The 23,037-nt window shown below is 58.8% G+C and carries 29 protein-coding genes and 1 tRNA gene; 12 read left to right on the top strand and 18 right to left on the bottom strand.

The features are described 5' to 3' along the window. Nucleotides 1–115: 115 nt before the first annotated feature. The 3 genes from JZX87_RS12365 to JZX87_RS12355 all read right to left on the bottom strand — a co-directional run bounded on the left by JZX87_RS12365 (nt 116) and on the right by JZX87_RS12355 (nt 2,518). The gene (locus tag JZX87_RS12365) at nt 116–733 is read right to left on the bottom strand and encodes a GNAT family N-acetyltransferase (protein WP_206825831.1); all 618 of its coding nucleotides are present in this window, start codon (nt 731–733) and stop codon (nt 116–118) included. A 57-nt stretch (nt 734–790) separates the two neighbouring features. Further along, complete coding sequence (locus tag JZX87_RS12360) at nt 791–1,501, bottom strand: hypothetical protein (RefSeq protein WP_206825829.1); 711 nt, start codon at nt 1,499–1,501, stop codon at nt 791–793. 84 nt (nt 1,502–1,585) lie between these two features. Continuing rightward, nucleotides 1,586–2,518 carry a DMT family transporter gene (locus JZX87_RS12355; RefSeq protein ID WP_206825827.1) on the bottom strand — a complete coding sequence of 311 codons (933 nt, stop codon included), beginning with the start codon at nt 2,516–2,518 and terminating at the stop codon, nt 1,586–1,588. 190 nt (nt 2,519–2,708) lie between these two features. On the opposite strand from JZX87_RS12355, the gene JZX87_RS12350 reads away from it, so the two are divergent. Both JZX87_RS12350 and JZX87_RS12345 read left to right on the top strand, forming a co-directional pair. After that, on the top strand, nt 2,709–3,242 hold the full coding sequence (locus JZX87_RS12350; protein ID WP_206825820.1) for an acyloxyacyl hydrolase: 534 nt from the start codon (nt 2,709–2,711) through the stop codon (nt 3,240–3,242). A gap of 85 nt (nt 3,243–3,327) precedes the next feature. Further along, the gene (locus tag JZX87_RS12345; protein ID WP_148144838.1) at nt 3,328–3,627 is read left to right on the top strand and encodes a hypothetical protein; all 300 of its coding nucleotides are present in this window, start codon (nt 3,328–3,330) and stop codon (nt 3,625–3,627) included. Between the two features lie 126 nt (nt 3,628–3,753). On the opposite strand, the gene JZX87_RS12340 is transcribed toward JZX87_RS12345, so the two are convergent. Further along, a tRNA-Leu gene (locus JZX87_RS12340) sits at nt 3,754–3,838 on the bottom strand. 196 nt (nt 3,839–4,034) lie between these two features. On the opposite strand from JZX87_RS12340, the gene lipB reads away from it, so the two are divergent. Together lipB and JZX87_RS12330 are read left to right on the top strand one after the other, a co-directional pair. Then, complete coding sequence (gene lipB, locus JZX87_RS12335; protein WP_206825819.1) at nt 4,035–4,757, top strand: lipoyl(octanoyl) transferase LipB; 723 nt, start codon at nt 4,035–4,037, stop codon at nt 4,755–4,757. 7 nt (nt 4,758–4,764) lie between these two features. Beyond that, nucleotides 4,765–5,187, top strand: a complete 423-nt coding sequence (locus JZX87_RS12330) for an OsmC family protein (RefSeq protein ID WP_206825818.1) — start codon at nt 4,765–4,767, stop codon at nt 5,185–5,187. Nucleotides 5,188–5,192: 5 nt separating this feature from the next. Here JZX87_RS12330 and JZX87_RS12325 read toward each other — a convergent pair whose 3' ends face one another. From JZX87_RS12325 to JZX87_RS12315, 3 genes are all read right to left on the bottom strand, one after another. Beyond that, entirely contained in the window at nt 5,193–5,690 is a 498-nt protein-coding gene (locus JZX87_RS12325) for a BON domain-containing protein (protein WP_206825817.1), read from the bottom strand. Between the two features lie 50 nt (nt 5,691–5,740). Further along, nucleotides 5,741–5,992 carry a BON domain-containing protein gene (locus JZX87_RS12320; protein WP_206825816.1) on the bottom strand — a complete coding sequence of 84 codons (252 nt, stop codon included), beginning with the start codon at nt 5,990–5,992 and terminating at the stop codon, nt 5,741–5,743. Nucleotides 5,993–6,058: 66 nt separating this feature from the next. Further along, the gene (locus JZX87_RS12315) at nt 6,059–6,550 is read right to left on the bottom strand and encodes a peptide deformylase (protein ID WP_206825815.1); all 492 of its coding nucleotides are present in this window, start codon (nt 6,548–6,550) and stop codon (nt 6,059–6,061) included. Nucleotides 6,551–6,727: 177 nt separating this feature from the next. On the opposite strand from JZX87_RS12315, the gene mgtE reads away from it, so the two are divergent. Continuing rightward, entirely contained in the window at nt 6,728–8,143 is a 1,416-nt protein-coding gene (gene mgtE / locus JZX87_RS12310) for a magnesium transporter (protein WP_148144832.1), read from the top strand. Nucleotides 8,144–8,203: 60 nt separating this feature from the next. Beyond that, the gene (locus JZX87_RS12305; protein ID WP_148144831.1) at nt 8,204–8,590 is read left to right on the top strand and encodes a MerR family transcriptional regulator; all 387 of its coding nucleotides are present in this window, start codon (nt 8,204–8,206) and stop codon (nt 8,588–8,590) included. A 12-nt stretch (nt 8,591–8,602) separates the two neighbouring features. Here JZX87_RS12305 and JZX87_RS12300 read toward each other — a convergent pair whose 3' ends face one another. Together JZX87_RS12300 and JZX87_RS12295 are read right to left on the bottom strand one after the other, a co-directional pair. Continuing rightward, nucleotides 8,603–9,601, bottom strand: coding sequence for an acetyltransferase domain-containing protein (locus JZX87_RS12300; protein WP_206825814.1), 999 nt, complete (start codon nt 9,599–9,601; stop codon nt 8,603–8,605). A gap of 14 nt (nt 9,602–9,615) precedes the next feature. Beyond that, nucleotides 9,616–10,308 carry a DUF599 domain-containing protein gene (locus tag JZX87_RS12295; RefSeq protein WP_148144829.1) on the bottom strand — a complete coding sequence of 231 codons (693 nt, stop codon included), beginning with the start codon at nt 10,306–10,308 and terminating at the stop codon, nt 9,616–9,618. A gap of 265 nt (nt 10,309–10,573) precedes the next feature. Here JZX87_RS12295 and JZX87_RS12290 point away from each other — a divergent pair, with 265 nt between their 5' ends. After that, entirely contained in the window at nt 10,574–11,974 is a 1,401-nt protein-coding gene (locus JZX87_RS12290) for an L-serine ammonia-lyase (protein WP_206825813.1), read from the top strand. A 71-nt stretch (nt 11,975–12,045) separates the two neighbouring features. Further along, nucleotides 12,046–12,483, top strand: a complete 438-nt coding sequence (locus tag JZX87_RS12285) for a DUF1489 family protein (protein ID WP_148144827.1) — start codon at nt 12,046–12,048, stop codon at nt 12,481–12,483. Here JZX87_RS12285 and JZX87_RS12280 read toward each other — a convergent pair. From JZX87_RS12280 to JZX87_RS12255, 6 genes are all read right to left on the bottom strand, one after another. Continuing rightward, nucleotides 12,480–12,758, bottom strand: coding sequence for a hypothetical protein (locus tag JZX87_RS12280; protein WP_183821584.1), 279 nt, complete (start codon nt 12,756–12,758; stop codon nt 12,480–12,482). The two genes, JZX87_RS12285 and JZX87_RS12280, sit on opposite strands and share 4 nt — an antisense overlap. A gap of 81 nt (nt 12,759–12,839) precedes the next feature. Then, nucleotides 12,840–14,363: a D-alanyl-D-alanine carboxypeptidase gene (locus JZX87_RS12275; protein WP_286194538.1), complete on the bottom strand. Its 1,524-nt coding sequence runs from the start codon at nt 14,361–14,363 to the stop codon at nt 12,840–12,842. 113 nt (nt 14,364–14,476) lie between these two features. After that, nucleotides 14,477–15,238 (bottom strand): hypothetical protein, encoded by a 762-nt coding sequence (locus tag JZX87_RS12270; RefSeq protein ID WP_206825809.1) that lies wholly within the window; start codon nt 15,236–15,238, stop codon nt 14,477–14,479. Between the two features lie 120 nt (nt 15,239–15,358). Next, nucleotides 15,359–15,970: a transglutaminase-like cysteine peptidase gene (locus tag JZX87_RS12265; RefSeq protein WP_148144824.1), complete on the bottom strand. Its 612-nt coding sequence runs from the start codon at nt 15,968–15,970 to the stop codon at nt 15,359–15,361. Nucleotides 15,971–16,569: 599 nt separating this feature from the next. After that, the gene (locus JZX87_RS12260) at nt 16,570–17,181 is read right to left on the bottom strand and encodes a PilZ domain-containing protein (RefSeq protein WP_148144823.1); all 612 of its coding nucleotides are present in this window, start codon (nt 17,179–17,181) and stop codon (nt 16,570–16,572) included. Nucleotides 17,182–17,264: 83 nt separating this feature from the next. Then, complete coding sequence (locus tag JZX87_RS12255; protein ID WP_206825807.1) at nt 17,265–17,858, bottom strand: PAS domain-containing protein; 594 nt, start codon at nt 17,856–17,858, stop codon at nt 17,265–17,267. Between the two features lie 217 nt (nt 17,859–18,075). Between JZX87_RS12255 and JZX87_RS12250 the strand changes: the two genes are divergently transcribed. Together JZX87_RS12250 and JZX87_RS12245 are read left to right on the top strand one after the other, a co-directional pair. Beyond that, a complete protein-coding gene (locus tag JZX87_RS12250) occupies nt 18,076–18,804 on the top strand; it encodes a rhomboid family intramembrane serine protease (RefSeq protein WP_286194600.1) in 729 nt (242 codons plus the stop codon). Nucleotides 18,805–18,930: 126 nt separating this feature from the next. Next, nucleotides 18,931–19,365, top strand: coding sequence for a CBS domain-containing protein (locus tag JZX87_RS12245; protein ID WP_148144821.1), 435 nt, complete (start codon nt 18,931–18,933; stop codon nt 19,363–19,365). 38 nt (nt 19,366–19,403) lie between these two features. Here JZX87_RS12245 and JZX87_RS12240 read toward each other — a convergent pair whose 3' ends face one another. The 3 genes from JZX87_RS12240 to folE form a co-directional block, all read right to left on the bottom strand. Beyond that, nucleotides 19,404–20,366: a patatin-like phospholipase family protein gene (locus JZX87_RS12240; protein WP_148144820.1), complete on the bottom strand. Its 963-nt coding sequence runs from the start codon at nt 20,364–20,366 to the stop codon at nt 19,404–19,406. A gap of 108 nt (nt 20,367–20,474) precedes the next feature. Beyond that, nucleotides 20,475–20,939 carry a phosphoribosyl-AMP cyclohydrolase gene (gene hisI, locus JZX87_RS12235; RefSeq protein ID WP_206825805.1) on the bottom strand — a complete coding sequence of 155 codons (465 nt, stop codon included), beginning with the start codon at nt 20,937–20,939 and terminating at the stop codon, nt 20,475–20,477. A gap of 18 nt (nt 20,940–20,957) precedes the next feature. Beyond that, the gene (gene folE / locus JZX87_RS12230; protein ID WP_148144818.1) at nt 20,958–21,596 is read right to left on the bottom strand and encodes a GTP cyclohydrolase I FolE; all 639 of its coding nucleotides are present in this window, start codon (nt 21,594–21,596) and stop codon (nt 20,958–20,960) included. A gap of 311 nt (nt 21,597–21,907) precedes the next feature. On the opposite strand from folE, the gene JZX87_RS12225 reads away from it, so the two are divergent. Together JZX87_RS12225 and yidD are read left to right on the top strand one after the other, a co-directional pair. Further along, a complete protein-coding gene (locus tag JZX87_RS12225) occupies nt 21,908–22,354 on the top strand; it encodes an iron-sulfur cluster assembly scaffold protein (RefSeq protein ID WP_206825798.1) in 447 nt (148 codons plus the stop codon). 247 nt (nt 22,355–22,601) lie between these two features. After that, entirely contained in the window at nt 22,602–22,964 is a 363-nt protein-coding gene (yidD, locus tag JZX87_RS12220; RefSeq protein WP_183821590.1) for a membrane protein insertion efficiency factor YidD, read from the top strand. Nucleotides 22,965–23,037 lie beyond the last annotated feature (73 nt).

The following is a 23,037-nucleotide window of genomic DNA, read 5'->3' as shown; positions in this document are numbered from 1 at the left end:
AAGTCTTGTTACTGAATTAGAATCTGCGCGGACTTTTGCACGCTGAAGCGATCCGGCTCAAGCCGGAACCGGACGTGGCTTGCCGCAAAAACGACAGGTGCCGATCACGCTTTGATCAGCGGGGTTCGATGATCGGAACGTGAGGGGCAAGATCGCGCGACATGCGGCCATCGAGCCGTGGATCGTCGCAGATTTCGACCATGAAGGCATAAGGTGTGAAGCCGGAGCGCTGATAGAAGGCCAGCGCCGCCGGATGGTCGAAATTGCAGGTATGGACCCAGAAACGGCTGATTGGCCGCGACCATGCGTTGTCGATCGCGGCATTCATCATGATGCGGCCTGCGCCATTGCCTATCGCTTCCGGCACGACGCCGAAGAAGGCGATCTCGCATTCGCCCTCTTGACGGAAATCGAGCTCCAGAAGTCCCAGTCGACGTTTTCCGTCGGTCAGGACGTAGATCTCGATCAGCGGATCGGTGATGATCGCTTGCAGTTCCGCGTCCGGCATGACGATACGCGATACCCACAGCCAATCCTCGCCGACACGACGATAGAGGTCACGATAGTCGGCGACCGAAGGTTCTGCCCAGCGTTCGACCCGCAGGCCGGTTTCCGGCGGCAAGGGCCGGGCGGCCGGGCGCTCGAACATTTCGAGGCAGGTGACCATGTTGGCAAGCTTTCCCGCAGGGACGGGAGAGTAGCCGAAGGGGAGCGTAGGGTTCGACGTTTGCATGCGCCCTTGGACTGTTTTGCCCGACGCATGTCAACCGTTGCCAAGGAAAATTCAGCTTCAAGCCACGCGTTCGTCGCAGGTCGCGATGTCGTCATCGGTCAGAAGCCAGGGATGGGAGCGAAGGCTCTCTATATGGCGCTCTTCGCCTGCCACATAGTCCATCACTTCCTGCCAGCCGGGATGGTTGTCCCGATGCCTTATGACGTCGTCGATCATCGCAAGGCTGGATGCTTCCAGCGCAGAAATGAAGAGGCGCCCGCCATCGACCCGGCACCGCAAGAGCCGCCAGACATAGGCCATGTCATCGGCAGTGATCCCCGCATGACGAGGTGCCGGCACGCCATAGGATAACTCCGGAGGAGCCAGAAGCTTATGTCGCAACTGGTCGAGCGCGAAGGCCGACAGGATATCCGGACAGCTTTCGGCACGTTCGATCGCGTGCAGAAGCGTTTCGAGCTGCAACGGATGCTCGATCCGGCCCTCAAGCGCCAATGCACGGATCAGCCATGCGGCTTTCGCGGCGTCCAGGCGTCCGCGAGGTGGTGCTGTGTCGACGATGAATACCGCCAGTTGTTCGACGAAATAGCTCGGCCATTCTTCGCAATGAACCGGGCACATGTCGTTCAAGGCAAGAAGCAGAAGTGCGTCGTCGTAACCACGGATTCCGTTCGTGAAGGCGTATTTTCGCAGAATCAACAGGTCATGCCTGTCGATGCGGCCCTTTCCGGCGATGACACATGCCGGAAAAGAAAAGCGTATGCCGCTCATCTCTTTCTCCGTTTCATCATGAAACTGATATTGCTCTTAGTTTGGAGAAGTTGAGAGCCAGACAATAAGGGCGGTTAACGAAGACTAGCCAACTTGCGGTTCGGCCGAAATCTGTTTCACCCTGATACGTTCGCGCCAGATGATGAACAGGCCGGAGGCGACGATGATGGCGATACCGAGCCATTTCGACGCCGTCGGGAAGTCGGCAAACAGCAGATATCCGAGCACAGTCGCCGAGATGATCTCAAAATACTGGAACGGTGCAAGAAGCGACAGCGGCGCCATGCGGAAGGCCCGGACCACCAGAAGGTGAACATAACCGGACAGGCTGCCGAGGATTATCAGCAGAACGAGCCCAAGGCCGGATGATGGCAGGGAGGCTTCGAATTCCACCGGATAAACAAAGTGCCCGGCGAAAAGCGCAGCGGTCATGAACAGGGTTCCGCCGACGCCAGCGACGAACTGCATGGTCAACGGTGAGTCGGCATCGCCGATCGCGCGATTGAGAAAAAGGTAGAGCGTGTAGAGAAAGGCGCAGAGGACAGGCAGTAGAGCCGTCCAGCCAAAGATCTCGTAACTCGGCTGAATGACGATCATCGCACCGCCAAAGCCTATGGCAATGGCGAGCCACCTCCGCCATCCGACCTTCTCGCCTAAGAACAGCGCCGACATCATCGTCAGCATGAAGGGCTCGACGAAATAGATGGCGAAAACGTCTGCCAGCGGCATGTATTTGACCGCCATGAAGAACATCAGGCTGGCTGCGGCATGCAGCGCGCCGCGCAGAAGGTTCATCCAGGGTCGCTTGCCGCCACGGATCGCGCCGGGCACGAAAAAGGCGATCGGCAGCAGCGCCAGAAATTGGAAAAAGAACCGGTAGAAGGTCACTTGGCCCGGCGACATGGTCTCGAAAGTCGCCATGTATTTGGCGATCGCATCCATCATCGGCAGGACGACCATGCAGGCCGCCATGATGGCCATGCCCTTGATCGGATTTTGCGGATGAGAATCGGACATGGCAGCACTCTTGATGATGCGGTTGTTGAACCATAGCCGGCAACCGCCTTCAAGCTGGGGCCTTCATTTGAAAGACGTATCCTACGGTGGCGGGTCTACGCTACCGTACAGAAGTCAGAGTGTTGTCTTTCACCTCTATACACCCAGCGGTTTTGCCTCGACAGTTTCAGCATTGATTCGAGGGAAGCCGATGAAATTCATATCGCCGCTTGCACTTGTTCTTGGCATTGCGTTTGCCCAACCGGTATTTTCCGGCGATCTCGTCGATGAAGTCCGTATCGGAGCCGGCGGCCTGCTCCAGAGCGACGGCTCGAAGGACAAGGGCGCGGTCGGATCCGCAGAAATCTATCTCGCCCCGTTCGAAACCTCCCGCACCGGGGCGGCGGCGGTGCTTCTCGAGCCGAGAATCCAGCTTGGCGTCTCGGGTGGGCCGGACGCGACTGATCAGGCCTATGCCGGGCTGAACTGGCATGTGCCGCTCGGCGAGACGTTTTTCGCCGAGGCGGGAATTGGCGGGACTGTCCATAACGGCAATCTTGATACCGGTGACGGGCCGCTGCTGGGATGTCGTTTTCTATTTCGCGAGCATGTGGCGCTCGGCATGCGCCTGAACGACACCGTCAATCTCATGGCGACGGCGGATCATTCGTCTCACGCAAACCTTTGCGACGGGCCGAACGATGGTCTGACCCATGTCGGGCTGGCGATCGGCGTGAAGTTCTAGGCACGACAGGCTTCCGAATCGTCCGTGTCCGCTGGCGCGGATGATCGGCCATACCTATCTCCCTGTCGAAATCAGGAGATCTTCGTTGTCGGAATTCATCAGCTATCTATTCGCCATCTTTGTCGTCACACCGCTTCAGGCTGAGTTGTCGCAACGCCTGCAGGGCGTGCCGTCGCAGGAACTCGTCGAGGCGGGCAAGGCCTGCATTTCCGTCGAGGCACCGGAACTGTTGCGCTATGCGCAGGAAAACTGGGGCTGGGCTGCGGCCAATGCGATTGGCGTCAGCGCCGGCCTTGTCGACCCTATGACACTGCTTCCGCAGGGCAATGAGAACTGCCGTCTGGTTATCCAGTCCCTGGCCGTCGAAGGCTCTCGCAACGCCTGATTTCGCGTCGTCTCTGTCGCAAATAGGCGAGCCGGTCGGGCGTCCCGCAATGATTCGGCGTGCGGGACGCCGCATCAAGTAACTCATTGCCAGAAAACAAAAAACCCGGCCGAAGCCGGGTTGATTTGGTGCGGTCGAGAAGACTCGAACTTCCACGGGTTGCCCCACAGCGACCTCAACGCTGCGCGTCTACCAATTCCGCCACGACCGCATCGTGGTAGGCCGAATTGCTTCGGCGAGGCAGCATCTAGCAAATGGATTCCGGCTGCACAAGTGTGCCGTGACAGTTTTTTGAAAGAAAAAACAATGTCCACAGCCGCCGCCTTTCGCGGTTGATATGAACCCCTTGTTTTGCGGGCCTCAGAGGCGCATTGCAAATTTACAATCTTCTTGTCAGAAGGCCTGTCATGCAGACACGTACCGATCTCGACCACCAGATGTTCCCTGCAGCGCACTGTCCGCCGGTGCGCTGGCGCATCTCGGACTGTCCCGTGCCCTATGAAGAAGCGCTTGAGACGATGGAGCGCGAAGTCGCCGCAATTGCCGACGGCAAGGCGGACGAACTCGTCTGGCTGCTTGAGCACCCGCCGCTTTATACGGCAGGCACCAGCGCCAACTCCGCCGATCTGATCGAGCCGAACCGATTCCCCGTTTATGAAACCGGTCGCGGTGGGGAATATACCTATCATGGTCCCGGCCAGCGGGTGGCCTATGTGATGCTCGACCTCAAGCGCCGCCGTCAGGATGTTCGCGCCTATGTCGCGGCACTTGAGCAGCTGGTCATCCAGACCCTAGAGTTGATGAATGTTCGCGGGGAACGACGTGAAGACCGAGTCGGCGTTTGGGTTCAGCGGCCTGAAAAGCCTCGCCTGCCGGATGGAAGCATGGCGGAAGACAAGATCGCAGCTTTCGGCATTCGCCTGCGCCGTTGGGTGAGTTTTCACGGCCTGTCACTGAATGTCGATCCGGATCTTTCGCATTTTTCCGGCATCGTGCCCTGTGGCGTGACATCCTACGGGGTGACGAGCCTTGTCGATCTCGGCATGCTTGTGCTGATGGAGGATGTGGATATCCGGCTCCGCGAGGCCTTCGAAGAGATTTTTGGGCCGACGGTCATCGAAAAGGCATAAGCAGACAATGGTCGATCTGAAAATCAAGAAGCGCCCGATCGGGGCTGTGGCCAGGGTTCAGCGAAATGGTCACCCGCAGGTGACGAGCCGAACCGGCGGCGAGATCGGTGTCGTGACCGGCGCATCCGAAGAGGGGTTCAATCCGCTCGATATGATGTTTGCGTCGCTTTCCGCCTGCCTGGTTCTGAGCGCACGGATCGCGGCCAGCAAACTCTCCGTCCTCGACCGCTTTGACGGAGCTTCGGCTGATGTGACGGGTCAAAAGTCAGACGAAGAACCTTATCGGATCGAGCGCTTCATCGTTGCGATCACGATCGATGGCGATTTCACCCAAGAAGAGCGCCACCAGATCGTTCATATGGCCGAAGAAATATGCACGGTCAGCAATACGCTGAAGACGCGCCCGGAAATTTCGCTTTCGGTCGGCTGACCGGTTCAGTCCTCATCCGGAATGCGGCTGTCGACGCCGGCGAGACGCAGGTGGTTGATGATCCTACCTACACCGGCGAGATTTCGGGTCGCGCCAATAATGCCATGTGAAGTCGCAGCATCATCGGCCTGACCTTCGATCGTAACGTTGTTCCGATCCACGTGGATGTCGATCAGGTCCATGTCGACGATCCCCAGCGCATCGATGGCGTCGGTCACACGTTCCTCAAGGTCATCCCAATTCTCAAGCCCAGTCGTGCCGGGTCGCAGGCTGTCACGCTGGGGTTCTTCAAGCCCGTCGAAGCCTGCCTCGTCGATCAGAAAGCCGGGATTGCGGCCTGTCTCCACGTCGGGACTTGTGCTGCCATAGGCGGCATTGTCGACCGGACCGGCAGCCTGGCCGGGCTTGTCGGCATAGGGCCACCCGTCATCCAGGTTTCGGTCGTCGAAATCGCGAAAATCCTCTTCGCGGGAAATGTCGTTTATGTCTTTTTTCGGTGACATGGTGCCTCCGTGCCCTGTCTCGTTCCTGCGGCGCACCGCGGAGCTCGTTTCTAGTTCGGTAGACCTGCCTTGTTGCCGGTCAGGGTCAAATGATTCTCCACGTCGTGAACGCCATCGACCGTTTCGGCCGCGAGAATCACCTTGCGCGCCGTCATGATTGTGTCGACAGCGCCTTCCAGCACCACGGTCGTGCCCTTCACATGAGGTTCGACGGCGGATGTGTCGATATCCGGCAATGAGGCAATGCGTGCCGCAACATCACTACCGATCTTGCTGTCTTCGATCTTGGATGTTTCCGTCATGGTCTTTCTCCTCGTTCAACCATGAGCGGGTAACGCGCGAAGCCTCGACGGGTTCGCGGGAAAATTCTATTTTTCCTTCTGCCACTTTTTCACCAGCCGCTCGCGCTTCAGTCGCGACAGCCGCTTCAGCCAGAAAATGCCATCAAGCTGATCGATCTCGTGCTGGATGCAGACCGCATGAAAATCCTTCGCCTCTTCTTCATGGGGATTGCCGGACAGATCCTGGTAACGAAACCTGACGTGGCGCGGGCGCTCCACCTCATCGGTCGCTCCCGGCATGGAAACGCTGCCTTCCATATGCCTGATTGTCTCGTCGCTCGCCCACAGGATCTCCGGGTTGACGTAATAAAGCGGTCCCTGGCTTGCGGAGAGTTCCAGCACGAAAAGGCGCTGGAAGATGCCGATATGCGCGGCCGTGATGCCGACGCCGGGGGCGGCGCGCATCGTCTCCAGCAAATCCTGTGCAAGGTTCGACAGGGTCTCGTCGAAGCTTGAAACCGGCTCGCAGATCATGGAAAGGCCCGGATCTGGATAGCTCAGAATGGTGCGGACGGTCATGTCGTTTCTCTTGTTGTGACATGGCGGCAGATCTGCCACTCCATGATGAAATGCGGATAAAAAGCCGTTTCGCGGCTGTCGATAAAATTGCTTCAGTCTTTCATGCTATCTGATTGTTGACTATATGTTTTCCGTCGCTGTACCGGCAGTGGCAATCGTGCACGGCGAGGGCGGTTGATGAGTGATATCCAGAACGACACGCTCATCAGCCGGAAAGCCGGCAGCGAGGAGCATGATATCTATTCCGAAGACGGTTCTATCCGGTCGGACTTTCTGGCGCGCGTCGGGGCAGCTATTGCTGACCGCGATGTGCTTTTCCTTCGCCAGAATGTCGCGAAGCTGCATGAATCCGAACTTGGTGACCTGCTCGAATCGATCCTGCCGGACCAGCGTCTGGCGCTGGTCAAACTGCTCGGCAAGGATTTCGACCTTACGGCTCTTACCGAAGTTGACGAAGCCATCCGTATGGAGATCGTCGACCAGATGCCGAACGAGCAGATCGCGGCTGCGATCGGCGATCTCGATTCGGACGATGCCGTCTATATTCTCGAAGACCTCGACCATCAGGACCGCGAAGAGATTCTCGCGCAGTTGCCTTTTACCGAGCGGGTGCGGTTGCGGCGTGCGCTGGATTATCCCGAAAGCTCCGCCGGCCGGCGCATGCAGACCGAATTCGTCGCCGTGCCGCCGTTCTGGACCGTCGGCCAGACGATCGACTATCTGCGCGACGAGGAAAATCTGCCGGACAGCTTTTCGCAGATCTTCGTCATCGATCCGACGTTCCGGCTGCTCGGTATCATCGATCTCGACCGTATCCTGCGCTGCAATCGGCAGATCCGGATCGAAACGATCATGCGGGAAACCAACCACCCGATCCCGGCCGACATGGACCAGGAAGAGGCGGCCCAGATTTTCGAGCAGTATGACCTTCTGTCTGCCGCCGTTGTCGATGACAATGGCCGCCTCGTCGGTGTGCTGACCATCGATGACGTGGTCGATGTGATCCAGGAAGAGGCGGAGGAGGATATTCGCCGCCTTTCCGGTGTCGGCGACGAAGAACTGTCCGACTCGGTGAAGGACACGTCACGCTCACGCGTGCCGTGGCTGATGGTCAATCTCGTCACCGCTTTCCTGTCGGCATCCGTCATCGGGCTGTTCGAGGCGACGATCGAAGAGATCGTGGCGCTTGCCATTCTGATGCCGATCGTCGCCGGCATGGGCGGCAACGCCGGCTCTCAGACAATGACGGTGACGGTGCGGGCACTCGCCACCCGCGATCTCGACATCCATAATGCCTGGCGTGTCGTGCGCCGCGAGGCGGGCGTCGGTCTGATCAACGGCATGCTGTTCGGCACCGTCGTCGGTTCTGTGGCCGGCTGGTGGTTCGCCGATCCTCACCTCGGAATGGTGATTGCGTCGGCGATGATGATAAACATGTTTGCTGCTGCGATGGCGGGCATGATGATACCGCTGCTGCTCGACAAGGCAGGGACCGACCCGGCGGTTTCGTCCGCGGTGTTCGTGACCGCAATCACGGATATGACCGGTTTCATGAGTTTCCTCGGCCTTGCAACACTATGGTTGCTGAAATAGGCACGGTTTGACTGTTACGTAAAAGTCAATTATTTTCGCGGGTCACAGCAAGGAAGTGACGTGGACAAATATTACAGCATAACCGAACTGACCCGCGAATTTGGCGTATCGACACGCACATTGCGATTTTACGAGGACGAAGGCCTGCTTCATCCCGAACGTCGCGGCCGGACACGTCTGTTCCGGGCGGCGGATCGTCGCCTGCTTCTGGAGATATTGCGTGGACGTCGCATCGGCTTCACGATCTCCGAAATCCGCGAGATCATCCAGGTCTACCGTGAACCTCCCGGCGAAATGGGCCAGCTCAAGCTGTTGATGAAACGCGTCGATGAAAAGCGTGACGAATTGCGCCAGAAGCGCAAGGATATCGACGAAACGCTGGCCGAACTCGACAATGTCGAAGAAGCCTGCCTTACGCGTCTCGCCGAAATCGGCGTCGGCACCTGAGGCTTTACTGCCTCAGGGCTGTTGCGCGTCGATCGAGCATTCCTGCGCCATGATCTGAACCCGGTTATCCTGCGCGTTGATCGTGCCGTTCTGCAGCGGCGTCATCAACTGTTCCGCGATCAACTTGTCGGCTGTGCATCCGCAAAAACGCTGGCAGAGAGCGGGATCGCCCGTCTCTCGCAGGCAGCTGGGCTGGCAGCTGTTCATATAGACGAGCCGCGGATCAGGAGCCGGAGCCGGCGAAACAAGCGAGAAGAGATAGACGAGCGCAAGCAGGATCGGCTGGTGGACCAGATAGACGATCAGGCTGTGGCGGCCGGCCTTTGCAAGCATCGTATCGGTGGACTGCAGTTTTGCCAGTCTTCCGGTCCAGCCGCGGACAATGGCGAGCCGGGTAACTGCGATACCCATCAGAAGCGCCGCCAGCCAGGGGAATAGCGGCACGTAATCGTTCGAGCGCGGCGGGAAATCGGCAAAGCCGATCCAGGCCAGCCAGCGCGTTTCAAACAGCGATGACTGCAGCATGCCGGGCATGACAACGGCATCGACAATCATGGCGGCGACGATCATGACCGGTACCGCGAAAGCGATGGCGAGTGGCAATTGCAGGAAGGCCAAGCCGATCAGGCTCGACAGGGCGATATTGTGCAATATGCCGAAAAAGATCCATTCCTGCGGAAAGATGAAAAACGTAGCGATGCTGATCGCGATGGCCGCGCCCGCCACGATGGTGAGGCGTTTCCAGAAGGAAGGCCAGCGTATGCCGCGACCATGCGCCAGAACCAGGCTCACACCGGCGAGAAACAGGAACGAACTGGCGATCGCGCGGGCATAGAGCCGGAAGAACCCCTGGGTTGCCGTGCCGGGATCGACATAGCCGAAGAACTCGATGTCCCATGTGAAGTGATAGGTCGCCATTGCGATCAACGCTATGCCGCGAAGCGTATCGATCAGCAGGATACGAGGCGCTCGCTCGCTTGTCGGCTGCGGTTGGGTGTCGGCTGCAGTCACTCTCTTCAAATCCCTCAGTCGTCTTCCATGATGGCGAGCCGCGCCTCGGAAAAATACTGGCGGCGGACCAATGCCACGATGATGATCACCGTCGTTGCCATGAACACATAGGGTCCGGCGAACCAACCGAGATAGCCGATCGACAGAAAAAGCGTCCTGAGACCTGAATTGAAGTGCTTAGCCGCAATCATGTTCATTCTGATGACATGATCGGCGGCCCGGCGCGCCGTCTCGGGGTCGGCTTCAGCCTCCCTTGTCATAGGCAGGCCGCCGAAAAGGATCGTGCAATAGTTGAACAGGCGATAGGCCCAGCCGAACTTGAAGAAGGCGTGGCCGAGAAGAAATGCCAGTCCACCAACCTTCATTTCGAAGACGGCCTGTCCGCCATAAGGGACAAAGGGCAGGTGAGAGAAGACCGCATTGACTTTTTCGGTCGAGCCGAGAAGGGCGAAACAGCTGCCCAACGCGAAGATCGACGAGGTGGCGAAAAATGCAGTCCCGTTCTGCAATCCGGCGAAAATCTGCGTATCGATCATCCGCAATTCACGCTTCAGGGAATTGTAGATCCAGCGATGCCTCCGCTCGACCATAGCCTGGTTGAGGCTCTGTCGTGGAAGATATTTTCCTCCCGAACCCGCTGAAAACCAGGAGTAAGCCGCCCACAGAAAGGCGAAGAGGGCGAGCGCAATGTAATCTGCCAGAATCATGGAAAACTGCCGGAAGCCGAAATCGTATCATCCGACTTTTGCGTTGTTTCATCCGTCGCGGCAAGGGGAGCGATCAATCGCTGCCAAGAGTTTATGTGGACTTGCGCATCTTACGACAAGACAGCATATGTGATCCGCGCCTCATGTCGTTGATGTCCAATAGTGTGTCGGATCGCCAACATGACGGCACACTCATATGACATAGGCTGAGACCGAGTTTGATCGGGCAGCCAGTATCTGGCCAGTATCTGGATTGTAGACTTCCATGTTTCTCTCCGTCTTCGACGTTTTCAAGATCGGCATCGGCCCGTCGAGTTCCCACACGATGGGGCCGATGTCGGCGGCCAACCGGTTTCTCGACCTCATCCTGTCCGACGACTGGCCGCGTCCCGTCGGTGCGCATGTTGCCGCCCTTCAGGCTTCGCTCCATGGCTCGCTCGCCTTCACCGGCATCGGGCATGGAACGGGCAGGGCGGTCATTCTTGGCCTGATGGGCGAAGCGCCAAACACTGTCGATCCGGACCGGATGGACGCGATCATCGAAGAGGTGGAGCGGACAGACCGCGTGACGCCACCCGGTCATCCGGCCTATTACTTCCAACCGAAGACAGACCTGATCTTCGACAAGAAGCAGGCTCTGCCAGGACACGCCAACGGCATGAGCTTTTCGGCGCTCGACAAGGATGGCCGGTTTCTTCTCAAGCGGATCTATTACTCGATCGGCGGCGGTTTCGTGGTTACCGATACCGAGCTTGAGGCAATGCGCGCAACGAAGGACGCAGGCGGCGGCGATCGCGTGCCCTATCCGTTCGCGACTGCCCGGCAGATGCTCGATATGTCCCACGGCGCCGGTCTTTCGATCGCGCAGATGAAGCGGGCCAACGAATTGACCCACACGAGCGCGCAGGCGCTGGACGAGGGTATAGACGCGATCTGGGAGGCGATGAACGGCTGTATCGATCGTGGCCTCAAGGTCGATGGCATCATGCCGGGCGGACTCAAGGTCAAGCGGCGGGCGAGGGCGATCCATGATCGTCTCAACGAGGAATGGCGCAGCAACAGGCCTAATCCCCTCCTCGCCAATGACTGGCTCTCGGTTTACGCCATGGCGGTGAACGAGGAAAATGCCGGCGGCGGTCGCGTCGTGACGGCGCCGACCAATGGCGCTGCCGGCGTCATTCCCGCAACGCTCAAATATTTCCTGCATTTCCACGAGGATGCGACGAAAGACGATATCCGCGAATTCCTGCTGACGGCTGCTGCGATCGGCGGCATCATCAAGCATAATGCCTCGATCTCCGGCGCCGAAGTCGGCTGTCAGGGCGAGGTGGGGTCTGCGGCGGCCATGGCCGCAGCGGGGCTGGCCGCCGTGATGGGCGGCTCTCCGGAGCAGATCGAGAACGCCGCCGAGATCGCGCTCGAACACCATCTCGGCATGACATGCGATCCGATCGCCGGTCTTGTCCAGGTTCCCTGTATCGAGCGAAACGCGCTGGGTGCGGTCAAGGCCGTGACCGCCGCTTCGCTTGCCATCAAGGGCGACGGCACGCATTTCGTGCCGCTTGATGCCTGTATCGAGACGATGCGCCAGACCGGCAACGACATGAGCGAGAAGTACAAGGAAACGTCTACCGGCGGCCTTGCCGTCAATGTGGTGGAGTGCTGAACGCGCTTATCGCTGTGGACCCGGTCGGGATTTGACTTGACTGGCGGCCTTGGCGGGTCTTCAAGCCAATTATGGCTCTTCATCTCATCAAGCTCTGCGTCGGCGCCGACAGTATCCAGGATCTGAGAGACTGGGTTTCCGAGCGATCCCTGACCGCGATGGCTGCCGGCCTCGAGCCGCACAGCATACATACGACCCGCATGGTTCCCAAGCGCGTGGAAGAACTGCTCGACGGCGGTTCTCTCTATTGGGTCATCAAGGGGCAGGTTTCCGCCCGGCAAAATTTGCTCGACCTGCGCACCTTTACCGGTGGTGACGGCATTCAGAGATGCGAATTGGTTCTAGGCCCGGAAGTGATAGAGACCGCGTCGCAGCCGAAGCGACCGTTTCAGGGCTGGCGTTATCTGAAGGATGAGGAGAAGCCGCGCGATCTCGGTGCGCTGGGCGACGATGTCGCGGCGCTTCCCGAAGACCTGCGCCGCGAACTGTCTGATCTGGGTTTGCTTTAAACTTCAGTTTTAGCCGGAAGCCTCATTCTGACCGGTACACGGCCGGAATGTGCTGCCACATGCAGGTGGATACCTGCTTCCGGCTGCGACTGGCGCCAGGCACGTGCGCCATGGCTCAGGAGAAGAGAGACCAGATCCCGGGTCTTTTCCTTCGAGCGGGTCAGGCCGAGACCGGCCAGCCGCATAGCCGCTTCGTGAAGCGGATTGAGTGCCACGCCCCTGGCCCTGGACAAATGAGCCGTTCCGAGATTGGCGCTGTTTTCATTCATTCCCATCGGAAACCCCGTTTACACATTACATTTCGAGATTTCGCCGGGCCATTTGCGGCCCGGTGTTGAGGCGAGGGCCATAGGCCCTCACCGGTACTGCATGGACGCCCAGCAGCTCACGCCCTTCTTCTTCAAGACGTTGCAGGCATCCACCGCGGTCTTCTGATCGTCGAAACCACCAAAGCGGGCGCGGTAAATTTGTTCGCCCTTGTTGCTGAAGGCGACCGTAAAGGGTTTGGCGGAACGCAATACCTTGCCGCCTTTATCCTGCGCATTCTGCAGGAGATCGAGAGCCATCTTCTCACTCGGAGAAACGCCAATCTGAATAACCCAGCCGGACATGGCGGAAGCCGATGCACTAGTGCGGGTCGAAGCCGTGGTGACCTGATCGACAGGTTCCGAAGGCTGGTCACGCCTGGTTGCGGCGGCTTCGCGCTTCGGCAGCGATGCCTGAGGAGTGACTGCTGCGAGGGCCTGGGTGGCGGACTTGCTCTGCGCGCTTTCGCCAGCATAGGCTGAGGCGGAAGCTGCTACTTTCGGCACGGCAAGTGGTGCAGTCGGACGCTGCTCGCGCTGTTCGTAACGGGCATCGGGCATCGGGCCGCTATTGGGCAGGTCGAGTGCAGCCACCTGGCGGCTTTCCGATACCTCGGCCATGACTGCGGGGGTGCGCGGAACCGGTGTCGCGGGGACGGAGGGAGCGGTCTGCGCGATCAGGTTGGAACTCCCGCCGCGAGAAGCCTTGGGCAGATATTCTGCAACCAGCTTGCGCATTGTCGCATCGCGGGCGGCGCTGGAGCGGCCGCCGAGCACGACGGCAACGATAGAGCGTCCGTCGAGCTGTGCTGAAGTGGCAAGGTTGCTGCCAGCAGCCCGGGTGTAGCCCGTCTTGATGCCGTCTACGCCCTTGACCGTACCGACGAGGCGATTGTGATTGCCGATCGTCTGCTTGCCGAACTGGAAGGTGCGGATGCTGAAATAGCCGTAATACTGCGGGAAATGCTGACGCAGTGCAATTCCAAGGCGGGCCTGGTCGCGGGCGGTCGTCATCTGTGCCGTGTTCGGCAGGCCGTTTGCATTGCGGTAAGTCGTTCGGGTCATGCCGAGCGCACGGGCTTTGTTGGTCATCAGCTGTGCGAAACGTTCTTCCGAGCCGCCGACATATTCACCGAGTGCCGTCGCCATGTCATTGGCGGAGCGAGTTACAAGGGCACGGATCGCCTGGTCTACGGTGATCGAGCCGCCGGCGCGCACGCCGAGCTTGGACGGGGGCTCTTTGGCGGCATTGGCCGAAACTGGCACTTTCGAATCGATCGAGAAGCGACCTGCTTCAAGTGCCTCGAATGTGAGATAGAGGGTCATCATCTTCGTGAGCGATGCCGGATAGCGCAGGCCATCCGGATCTTCACCGTAAAGCACCTTGCCCGACTTCGCGTCGACAACGATGCCCGCATATTTAGGATCCGCATGCGCCGGCTGCGCAACTGCGGATAACGACAACGCAATTGCGAAGAAGTATCCGAGGCGTTTTGCCTGCGCTTTCACTGCACCCTTGGGAAGATACGCCGGGAACATGGTTTTCAACACTGCCGCACTCATCGATTCTGTCATTTTTCAATAGATCCGGACGTGCCCCCACCCCGGATTGCTAGTGAAGCAATCTAGGAGAACAGCGTTACCAAGAGGTTTATGATGAACGGCCACTTACTTCGATTTGAAGCATTTTAGTCGCCTTTCGAAGCGGAGTTGCTGCCGGTGGCGTCAAGCCGCGCGTCGACAAACGAGTGAACTGCGGCATCAATGTGATCCCAGTCCTTCAAAAGGCTGCTCGAGAATCGATAAAGAGTGGTCAGGTCGCTGCCGATATGTACATCCCGTTGGCAATCGCCGCTGGTGGAGTGCCCGGTGGCAGACGGTAAAAGGCAGCGTACGACGAAGGGCTGTTTACCTGGGCGTTCCGCCGTCAGAAGAACCTCTTCCCCGTAGCCGCTGGTGTTCTTGAGGTGGTGAAGCGTCAGTCCATTGCCGTAGGGGACCGGCGGTCCGTCAAACAGCTGGGTGTAGATCGGCTCCAGGCGTCCGGACATGTCTTTCGACATGGTGCTTTGGGAAATCTGCAGAAAGATAAGCAGGTCGGAGCGCTCGACATTGTCAAAGCTGTCGCGCCGATCATGGCCGTATCCCATCATGCCCGGCCATATGAGGTAGAGGTCGATGCGCTCTGCCGGTCCGGAGTGCCGCTGTTCGGCGAAGCGAATCGTGTTTTCAGGAACCTGCAGCGTGTCTTCGCCGATGGTGACGGCCAGCATGGCGCCGCTTTCCGAGTGGCCGCCCAGCGCCATGCGCTGACCAAGCCAGCGGCCACCGATGCTGATCGCAAGGGTGATTGCAACAAGCAGGATCGTGGCCAGCGTCAGCCGCTGCAGAAATCGATCGGAAATGAGTGGCAGGTCTTCCTGCGGCTGCGCTGAGGCGCGGCGTGTCATGGTCGGTCCCGTGTCCAGATGTGATTTTGCGGGACCGGAACAGGATACGGGGTCCAAACGCCTCTGCCCGCGATAGTCTCGCGGGCAGGGTTAATTTTCGGTGAATTCGTTGAGGTCGGTTTACTGGCTGACGCTGCCCACGGCGATGGCGCGGCCATCTTGGAGCTTGACCCAGCGCGACGGATCAACCGTGTCCTGACGCTTCAGGTAGGTGTATTCCGTGTCCATCCAGGGGAGAACCTTGTTGCGCATGTTGTCGAGGATGTAGTCGCCGCGATCGGTGCGGACGGTGAGGACGGCATGGCCTTCGCCGTTCGGCTGCAGCACGACGGTGATGAGCAGGTCCGATGCATCAAAGCCCTTCTGCATCAGCATCTTGCGCTTCAGGAGAACGAAGTCCTCACAATCGCCTGCCGTCGTTGGGTAGGTCCAGAACTCCTCGACGCCGTAAAGTTCTTGGTCGGTCATCGGGGTGATATCTGTGTTGACCGTGTAGTTGACGTCAAGCAGCGTGCGCCAATTGTCTTCCGTCAGCGCAACGGGGCCGGCATCGCCCTTAAGCGGCTTGCATTCGCTGACATAGGTCTTGCAGAATTCGTAATGACCGATCGGCGGGCTCGCTTTGCCGATGACGCGCATGGCACCGGCCGGCATTGCAAGCGATGGTGCGGCAGCTGCGAGTGCGATGGCGGCGGTCAGGAATACCTGTGCAAGTCTTTTCGGAAGCGTCATTTTTTCTGTCTCCCCGTGGTTGGTGAGACAATGCCGGAAAGCCTTTGAGTGAACGCAAAATAGCGACGTAAAATCAATCGCTTATTGTAATAGATATTGACGAAAAACCGAATAAAACACGCGTTGTTTTTGAATAAAAGACGACGAAAATTCGCGGCAAATTTAGCTAAAATTCTACTCGAATCCGGCCGACCTTCTCGTAAGTCTCTGGAATCTCGTCACGTCAGTCTGTTCGTGCTCTCGCCAATCGTAAGGCGGTTGGGATGTGTATGCTCCGACCGGCTTCGAAAATGCAGTTCAAATTGCTCTGACGGCGCGCAAAAACGCCCTTCTAGGCCTGCAAAATTGCCTGGAAAAAATCCCGAAAAGATACATTTTTTTTGATACTGACCGATTTTCGGACGGCAGTGCGTGGGGAGCCGCCGTTTTCGTGTCGATTTCGGACGTGGAAACGAACGAACGATCGGCTGAAAATGATATCGGGAGATTAGGGTGCTGTCGCGCGCAGACGGTCCGCAGCCTTGCTGTGGTGAGGTGCTTTAAGCTTTAAAGCGAAGAGTTGAGGTAGGGCGAGCCAAACTGGATTCTCGCGAAACGCGTCAGAGGAATTCCGTCAGGGCTTCGCGCGACTGGACCGACGCGAATTCGATCGCGACGCCTTCCATGAAATGGCGGACGACGCGGCCGCGCATATTGCCAAGTCGCACCGGGGTTCCGATGACCGGCCTGATCTCGACATCGACAGCTGCGCCCGACAAGGAAAGGTCCATTAGGCGGCAGGAATAGCGGCTGCCATCTTCGAGAGTCAGTTCAGTCAGCGTGTTGCGCGGCATCAGGCGATCGTGTCGACGATCTTCCGGCAGGCCAAGCTCGTGCTTGTTGGCAATCCAGGTCAGCTGGGCTGCCAGCTTCTCGCGCTTTCGCTCGGTGGCGTTGATTGACAATACGAAGCCATCGTTGGTGAGGCTGATCACATTGCCTTCAAGTCGTCCAAGATGGTCGAGATAGGCTATGACGCGCTCGTTCAGGCGCGGCTGTCCGGCGCAGACAAAGTTCACGTCGCCGGGCGACATGTCTATAACCGTGCAGGGATATTCTTCATGATCAGCCAGCATGAGACGTCCCTCGACGTTGACCGCGACGCGCTGAAACGAGCGCTGGGCAGCGATCGCATGCGTCTGCTGGGTCTGTGCCGGCTGGAAGGAGTACATGTTAATATGTCTGGCTCTGAGCTGATGCTGAACCCGATAGATAACATTAGGCAGTTAACAGATGGTTGTCCCGGCGCCCGGACTTATCGTCCGGGTTGGGCGGCTTTCTGCCCGACCAGGCGGCGAAAAAAGGTGATCGGCATTGCTGTCGAGACATTGCTGTCGGCGCTGATGGTTGGTCGCGTGCCGTCCGGTTTGACGAAGCCCCAGCTTTCAAAAGCCAGGCCGCGTACCGGCAGGGCGGTGAAAGGGAGCGGAGTTTCACGCGGCACGAGCGCCCCGAGCGCACGATCGCTTCGATATCCCTGTGAACGGATAGGCATCAGAAGCAGGTCATGGGCGTAATCTTGCCCGTCATGCGACAATCTGATGTCGAGCAAAGCGGGGCGTTCGTAGAACAGGACATGTTTGAGGATTGTCGTCGGCTCATCGTCTTGCGCACCGAGCCACATGAACGTGTAGTCGAGGCCACGCAGTTCTCGATCGAAAAGTTCGCATATACGTGTCCCGGCAAGTGCGAAAGTCGGCCTGTCGGAGACGGTTGAGTTGACGATGAACAGATGTGGCAGGAAACGGCGCAAAGCCGACGGGTCGATCTCGGAACGCAAGGGGGCCGGCCGGCTGCCTCTTAAGCCGTTCCAGTAGTTAAAGATTTCTTGTGTTGCCGTATGTAGCATGCGTCAGTCCTGTTCGATTATGATCCAGAATGCCCCTCGGAACCGTGTGGATAGGCTTTACCCAGCGAAAATCGTGCCAGTTGGCATGGGTGGTGTAACGGCGAACCCATGCGGCGTGTCACATGCCCGTATGCGCGGCTTTTCAAGCCCCGAACGCTGCTGTATTCCTGATTCACTGCTGATGACGGAAGGATTGGCCATGGACGATAGGCCCGACATGGCCCCCGATGACGATGCATTCGCGCAGAATGGAAGGCGTGAGAGGCAGCCCGTCTTCAATATGCCGGGCATTCTTCTGGCCAGCATGGTTCTGCTGGCCGCGCTTTATATCGTCCAGGAGTATCTGCTGAGCGCAGACGCGCAGGCCGAGTTTATCGTCACGCTGGCGTTTACCCCTATCCGCTACATCTTTCCGTTGTCGGAGCAGGGATATGAATGGCTCTGGACACCGGTCACCTATTCGCTGCTTCACGGTAGTGTGGAGCATATTGCCTTCAATGCATTATGGCTCGCGGCGTTCGGCACGCCTGTTGTTCGGCGCATAGGTGCCGTTCGTTACGTGATCTTCTGGGTTTTATCCGCGGCCGCTGCTGCTTTCTTTCATGCCGGCCTTCACTGGGGTGAGGAAACCCTGCTGATCGGTGCGTCCGGTGTGGTCTCGGCGCTGATGGGGGCCTCCTGCCGTTTCGCCTTTCCCGATGGCGGCGGCTACGATCGCACCCATGGGCATCTTTATCCTCGCCAATCGATCCTAGGTGCGTTTTCGAATCGCACGGTGGTTATCTTCACGGCCATGTGGTTCTTGGGAAATATTCTCGTAGCCGTCGGCCTGCCGCTGATTGGCAGCAATGCGGGTGATATCGCCTGGGACGCCCATATAGGCGGTTTTCTTTTCGGCTTTCTGCTGTTCGCGCTTTTCGATCCAATTCGCTACCGTGAGCTGTAACTGCCACGGCTTGAACTCGCCTCGGGGCCGATCTACAATTCCAGATGTATGGAGAAAGTGCCGGAAGTCTCGGAGGAGGAGATGTTCGGCACGGTGATTGGCCATGTGGATTGGTAAGGAGAAGGCATGTCGACTACCGTGAAGATGATGCTTGATGCCAAAGGGCGCGCAGTTCAGACGGTCGAACCAGACCGGAAGCTGCTGGAGGTTGCGTCGGTTCTGAACGAAAAGAAGATCGGTGCCGTCGTGGTGGCCGGTCTGGAGGGACGTATCGCCGGTATCTTCACAGAACGTGATCTGGTCAGGACGATTGCGACCCACGGTGTTGCCGCGCTCGAAAAGCCGGTTCAGACAATGATGACAACGGGTGTAACGCGCTGTCGTGAAGAGCAGACGGTGGAAGAGGTCATGGAAATGATGACTGCCGGCCGCTTCCGTCACGTACCGGTCGAAACCGATGGGAAGCTTGCCGGAATTATCTCCATCGGCGACGTGGTAAAGGCGCGCATGCGCGAAGTCGAGCTCGAGGCCGAGCAGATGAAGGCCTATATCGCCAGCTGAGGCGCGGCTTTGTTCATTGAAAACTGCTTCGCCCGTTTCTAGCGGGCGAAGACCTCCTGCATGCGCTTCAAGGCGCCGATCTGCGCCATGGTTTCTTCATAACCGCGCTCGATCGCTTCACCCGCGCGGTGGAATTCCGACAGGCCGATATCATTCAGGCGCGGATGAAGTGCGAGATCCGGCGGGTCTCCGGCCAGGCGGGCGCGCGAAATGCGTTCCTGGATTATGTTGAAGGCCTGTACCATCGTACCGGTGACGCCGACCTTGGCCTCGTCGGATCGTTCGCGGATCACTTCGTCGAAGGTCTGGACGCTCGCGTTGTGCTTGACCACGGCCGAGCGGCCGAAGACGTCGTAGTTCAGGTTCACGGCGACGACGAGCGGCTGCTCATAGGCCCGGCAGACGGAGGTCGGCACCGGATTGACCAAAGCGCCATCGACCAGTGTCCGATTGTTGCACTTGACCGGTTCGAATATGCCGGGAAGCGCATAGGATGCGCGCAGGCCGGTGATCAGCGAGCCGCTGGAGATCCAGATCTCGTGTCCGGTCAGAAGTTCGGTCGCAACCGCCACAAATGGGCGATCGAGATCCTCGATTGCCAAGCCTTCGAGATGTTCCTGCATTCGCTTGGTAAGCCGCATGCCGCCGAACAACCCGCCGCCGCCGATGGTAAGATCGAGAAGCGCTGCGATGCGGCGCATGGTGAGCGAACGGGCGAATGCTTCCAGTTCGTCGAGCTTGCCGGAGAGATAGCAGCCGCCGACGAGTGCGCCGATCGAAGTGCCGGCGATCATGCCGACCTCAATGCCTGCTTCGTCGAGCGCCCGCAGGACGCCGATATGCGCCCAGCCGCGGGCTGCACCGCCGCCAAGCGCAAGCGAAAGTTTTGCTTTACGGGGAGGGGCAATCACAACCGGGGGCGAAGGGTTTTCGACGCCAGCCGTAACAGTGTCCTGCGACGCGGCCTGACGGTCCGAACGGTTCCAAGTCCAGTTCAGCATTGATCCATACCCTCCTGAGCCGATCACTGCGTAATCGCTAATTAACGCATCGGATGGTTTCGAAAGCGTTTACTCTGGCGGCAGCTGGATCAGAATGGGACGGGTTACCTATTCGGTCGGCTTGCTGGAATACACGGCTTCAGGATCAAAATGACGCGCATCGTCCCTGATTTCAAGGATGGTACGGTCGTCATCTTTTGTTACCGCCCGATAGAAACAAGAGCGGCGACCGGTGTGGCAGGTCGCGTCATGGCCTGCAACGGAGACCTTCAGCCAGATTGCGTCCTGATCACAATCGGTGCGGATCTCGTGGACGGTCTGCAGGTTTCCGGAGGTTTCGCCCTTCTTCCAAAGCGATTTGCGCGAGCGGCTGTAATAATGGGCGATGCTGGTATCAACCGTCAGCTTCAATGCCTCGGCATTCATGTGTGCGACCATCAGAAGTTCGCCGTCGCGCGCATCGGTGACGACGGCGGTGATCAAGCCGTTATCGTCGAAACGCGGCGTGAAGAGGCCCGCCCCCTCAAGCTCGGCCTTGTCGGCGGAGGGGGCAGGGAATTCTGAAATGTTCATGGCAGATACCTGTGCGGATCACCGGTTGCGGGCAAGCGTGAAGAAACGTGCCTGCTCGGTCGGATTGGTCTTGAACTCGCCGGTGAACGTGGTGGTCAGCGTACGTGAGCCCTGCTTCTGCACGCCGCGCATTTCCATGCACATGTGCTCGGCTTCGATGAGCACCGCAACGCCGCGCGGCTTCAGGGTGTCCTGGATCGCATTGGCGATCTGTGCCGTCATGTTTTCCTGAGTTTGAAGGCGACGGCCGAAAATTTCGATGACGCGGGCGATCTTAGACAGGCCGAGAACCGGACCATTCGGCAGATAGGCGACCGTCGCCATGCCCTTGATCGGCAGCATGTGGTGTTCGCAATGGGAAAAGAAGGGAATGTCGCGCACCAGAACGATATCGTCGAAGCCCGACATTTCCTCGAATGTGCGGCCGAGCACTTCCTGGTAGGACTGCTCGTAGCCGGCAAACAGTTCGCGATAGGCTTTTGCAACGCGCGTCGGCGTGTCCAGCAGGCCTTCGCGGGCGGGATCGTCACCTGCCCAGCGCAACAGCGTGCGGACTGCCTCTTCGGCTTCCTGCTGGGTTGGACGAATCGGCTGCTGTGCCTTGTCCTTCACCTGTTCCTGGCCGGCGGCCGGAAAATTCTTCACAATCGCATCCATCTATTGTCTCCCGATGCGGTTCAAGGCCGCATCCGACATACATTCGGGTGTGTCATCATCAGCATTCCGACGGCTCGCCTGCGCGAGTTTGCGCCGTTCAAGCCGGTCTCAAAGCCCGTATCTGATCGCTGGCGGGGCTTTTGACAAGGTATTCTCTTCCGCGGACGCGCAAAATTGGCAAAATCCTGTTTTATTGATCATCGCTTCGAGGCATCACATATAGTCAGATACAGGCGCATTCCCAAGAGCCTTTACGTGACGATCCGTTCACCGGATCACCAGCGCGTATCACGACGAAACGGACGCATTGCATGGACGACATCTATAACAACAAGATTCTCGAGTTCGCCGGGAATATCACGCGCGCCGGTGTGATTGCTGACGCTGATGCGACATCCGAGAAGCATTCCAAGCTCTGTGGCTCGAAAGTGCGGGTCCATCTCAAGCTCGATGGCGGTGTGGTGACGGATTTTTCCCACGAGGTGCGGGCCTGCGCGCTCGGGCAGGCTTCTTCGGCAATCATGGCGCTGCATGTGGTCGGCGCGACAGCCGGTGAATTGCGTCAGGCGCGCCTCGACATGCTGGCGATGCTGAAGGATGGAGGCGAAGGCCCGGTCGGTCGTTTCGAGGATATGCGGTATCTGAAGCCTGTGAAAGACTACAAGGCCCGCCACGCTTCGACCATGCTGACTTTCGATGCTGTCGTGGATGCAATCGATCAGATCGAGGCGAGGCAGGTGGACAGGCTGGAGGCGTGAGGTTGGTTGCCGTGGCTACCCCCCTCTGGCCTGCCGGCCATCTCCCCCACAAGGGGGGAGATCGACTCGCGGCAGGCGTCTTGCCAAACAAAGAGCTCGTACTCGCAGTCAAACAAGGTTTGCGCGAGGTCGAGCGCGCGCGCCCAGCTGATCTCCCCACCTGTGGGGGAGATGGCCGGCAGGCCAGAGGGGGGCATATGCGCGCAAACGAAGGACGGAAATCCGACGCCTCCGGCGGCGACGCCTGATGTGCAACTCCCCCGACTGCAATCACGAAAAGCCTGCACCGCGCTTCTCCCGCAACTGGCAAGGCCCGTTCCGCAAGACGCCCGGACGGCTGTTCGGCATGGGCTTCATCCGTCTCTACCAGCTGACGCTCTCCGGCTTCATCGGCAATTCCTGCCGGCATATCCCGACCTGTTCCGAATACGGCTACGAAGCCTTCGCCAGACATGGTTTCTGGTCCGGTTTCTGGTTGACGCTGTTTCGCGTCGCGCGTTGCGGGCCAGGCGGCACGAGCGGGCTCGATCCGGTGCCGGAAGCGCTTGAAGCCGGTTATCGGCAATGGATGCCGTGGCGGCTTTGGCGCTGGGGCCGAAAGGCCTCGTAATCTTTACTCCGCCGCGATTTTTGACTATCACGCACGCGTTCGATGCCGCTTCGGCCAAAGCCGCCGCGGTCCT

It is taken from the genome of Agrobacterium sp. Ap1 (assembly GCF_017313375.1).
GTDB lineage: Bacteria > Pseudomonadota > Alphaproteobacteria > Rhizobiales > Rhizobiaceae > Neorhizobium > Neorhizobium cellulosilyticum.
The sequence above is the reverse complement of the archived record's forward strand: the minus strand, read 5'-3'. Positions and strand labels throughout refer to the sequence as shown.

Bases quoted from the DNA above. Each gene is read 5' to 3' on its own strand.
- JZX87_RS12365 (WP_206825831.1), bottom strand. From the start codon at position 733: ATGCAAACGTCGAACCCTACGCTCCCCTTCGGCTACTCTCCCGTCCCT.
- JZX87_RS12290 (WP_206825813.1), top strand. From the start codon at position 10,574: ATGTTTCTCTCCGTCTTCGACGTTTTCAAGATCGGCATCGGCCCGTCG.
- JZX87_RS12350 (WP_206825820.1), top strand. From the start codon at position 2,709: ATGAAATTCATATCGCCGCTTGCACTTGTTCTTGGCATTGCGTTTGCC.
- JZX87_RS12270 (WP_206825809.1), bottom strand. From the start codon at position 15,238: ATGACACGCCGCGCCTCAGCGCAGCCGCAGGAAGACCTGCCACTCATT.
- JZX87_RS12295 (WP_148144829.1), bottom strand. From the start codon at position 10,308: ATGATTCTGGCAGATTACATTGCGCTCGCCCTCTTCGCCTTTCTGTGG.
- hisI (WP_206825805.1), bottom strand. From the start codon at position 20,939: ATGAACATTTCAGAATTCCCTGCCCCCTCCGCCGACAAGGCCGAGCTT.
- JZX87_RS12360 (WP_206825829.1), bottom strand. From the start codon at position 1,501: ATGAGCGGCATACGCTTTTCTTTTCCGGCATGTGTCATCGCCGGAAAG.
- JZX87_RS12320 (WP_206825816.1), bottom strand. From the start codon at position 5,992: ATGACGGAAACATCCAAGATCGAAGACAGCAAGATCGGTAGTGATGTT.
- JZX87_RS12325 (WP_206825817.1), bottom strand. From the start codon at position 5,690: ATGTCACCGAAAAAAGACATAAACGACATTTCCCGCGAAGAGGATTTT.
- mgtE (WP_148144832.1), top strand. From the start codon at position 6,728: ATGAGTGATATCCAGAACGACACGCTCATCAGCCGGAAAGCCGGCAGC.
- JZX87_RS12280 (WP_183821584.1), bottom strand. From the start codon at position 12,758: ATGGGAATGAATGAAAACAGCGCCAATCTCGGAACGGCTCATTTGTCC.
- JZX87_RS12285 (WP_148144827.1), top strand. From the start codon at position 12,046: ATGGCTCTTCATCTCATCAAGCTCTGCGTCGGCGCCGACAGTATCCAG.
- JZX87_RS12255 (WP_206825807.1), bottom strand. From the start codon at position 17,858: ATGCTACATACGGCAACACAAGAAATCTTTAACTACTGGAACGGCTTA.
- lipB (WP_206825819.1), top strand. From the start codon at position 4,035: ATGCAGACACGTACCGATCTCGACCACCAGATGTTCCCTGCAGCGCAC.
- folE (WP_148144818.1), bottom strand. From the start codon at position 21,596: ATGGATGCGATTGTGAAGAATTTTCCGGCCGCCGGCCAGGAACAGGTG.
- JZX87_RS12245 (WP_148144821.1), top strand. From the start codon at position 18,931: ATGTCGACTACCGTGAAGATGATGCTTGATGCCAAAGGGCGCGCAGTT.
- JZX87_RS12265 (WP_148144824.1), bottom strand. From the start codon at position 15,970: ATGACGCTTCCGAAAAGACTTGCACAGGTATTCCTGACCGCCGCCATC.
- JZX87_RS12225 (WP_206825798.1), top strand. From the start codon at position 21,908: ATGGACGACATCTATAACAACAAGATTCTCGAGTTCGCCGGGAATATC.
- JZX87_RS12330 (WP_206825818.1), top strand. From the start codon at position 4,765: ATGGTCGATCTGAAAATCAAGAAGCGCCCGATCGGGGCTGTGGCCAGG.
- yidD (WP_183821590.1), top strand. From the start codon at position 22,602: ATGTGCAACTCCCCCGACTGCAATCACGAAAAGCCTGCACCGCGCTTC.
- JZX87_RS12315 (WP_206825815.1), bottom strand. From the start codon at position 6,550: ATGACCGTCCGCACCATTCTGAGCTATCCAGATCCGGGCCTTTCCATG.
- JZX87_RS12355 (WP_206825827.1), bottom strand. From the start codon at position 2,518: ATGTCCGATTCTCATCCGCAAAATCCGATCAAGGGCATGGCCATCATG.
- JZX87_RS12260 (WP_148144823.1), bottom strand. From the start codon at position 17,181: ATGTACTCCTTCCAGCCGGCACAGACCCAGCAGACGCATGCGATCGCT.
- JZX87_RS12250 (WP_286194600.1), top strand. From the start codon at position 18,076: ATGGCCCCCGATGACGATGCATTCGCGCAGAATGGAAGGCGTGAGAGG.
- JZX87_RS12240 (WP_148144820.1), bottom strand. From the start codon at position 20,366: ATGCTGAACTGGACTTGGAACCGTTCGGACCGTCAGGCCGCGTCGCAG.
- JZX87_RS12275 (WP_286194538.1), bottom strand. From the start codon at position 14,363: ATGACAGAATCGATGAGTGCGGCAGTGTTGAAAACCATGTTCCCGGCG.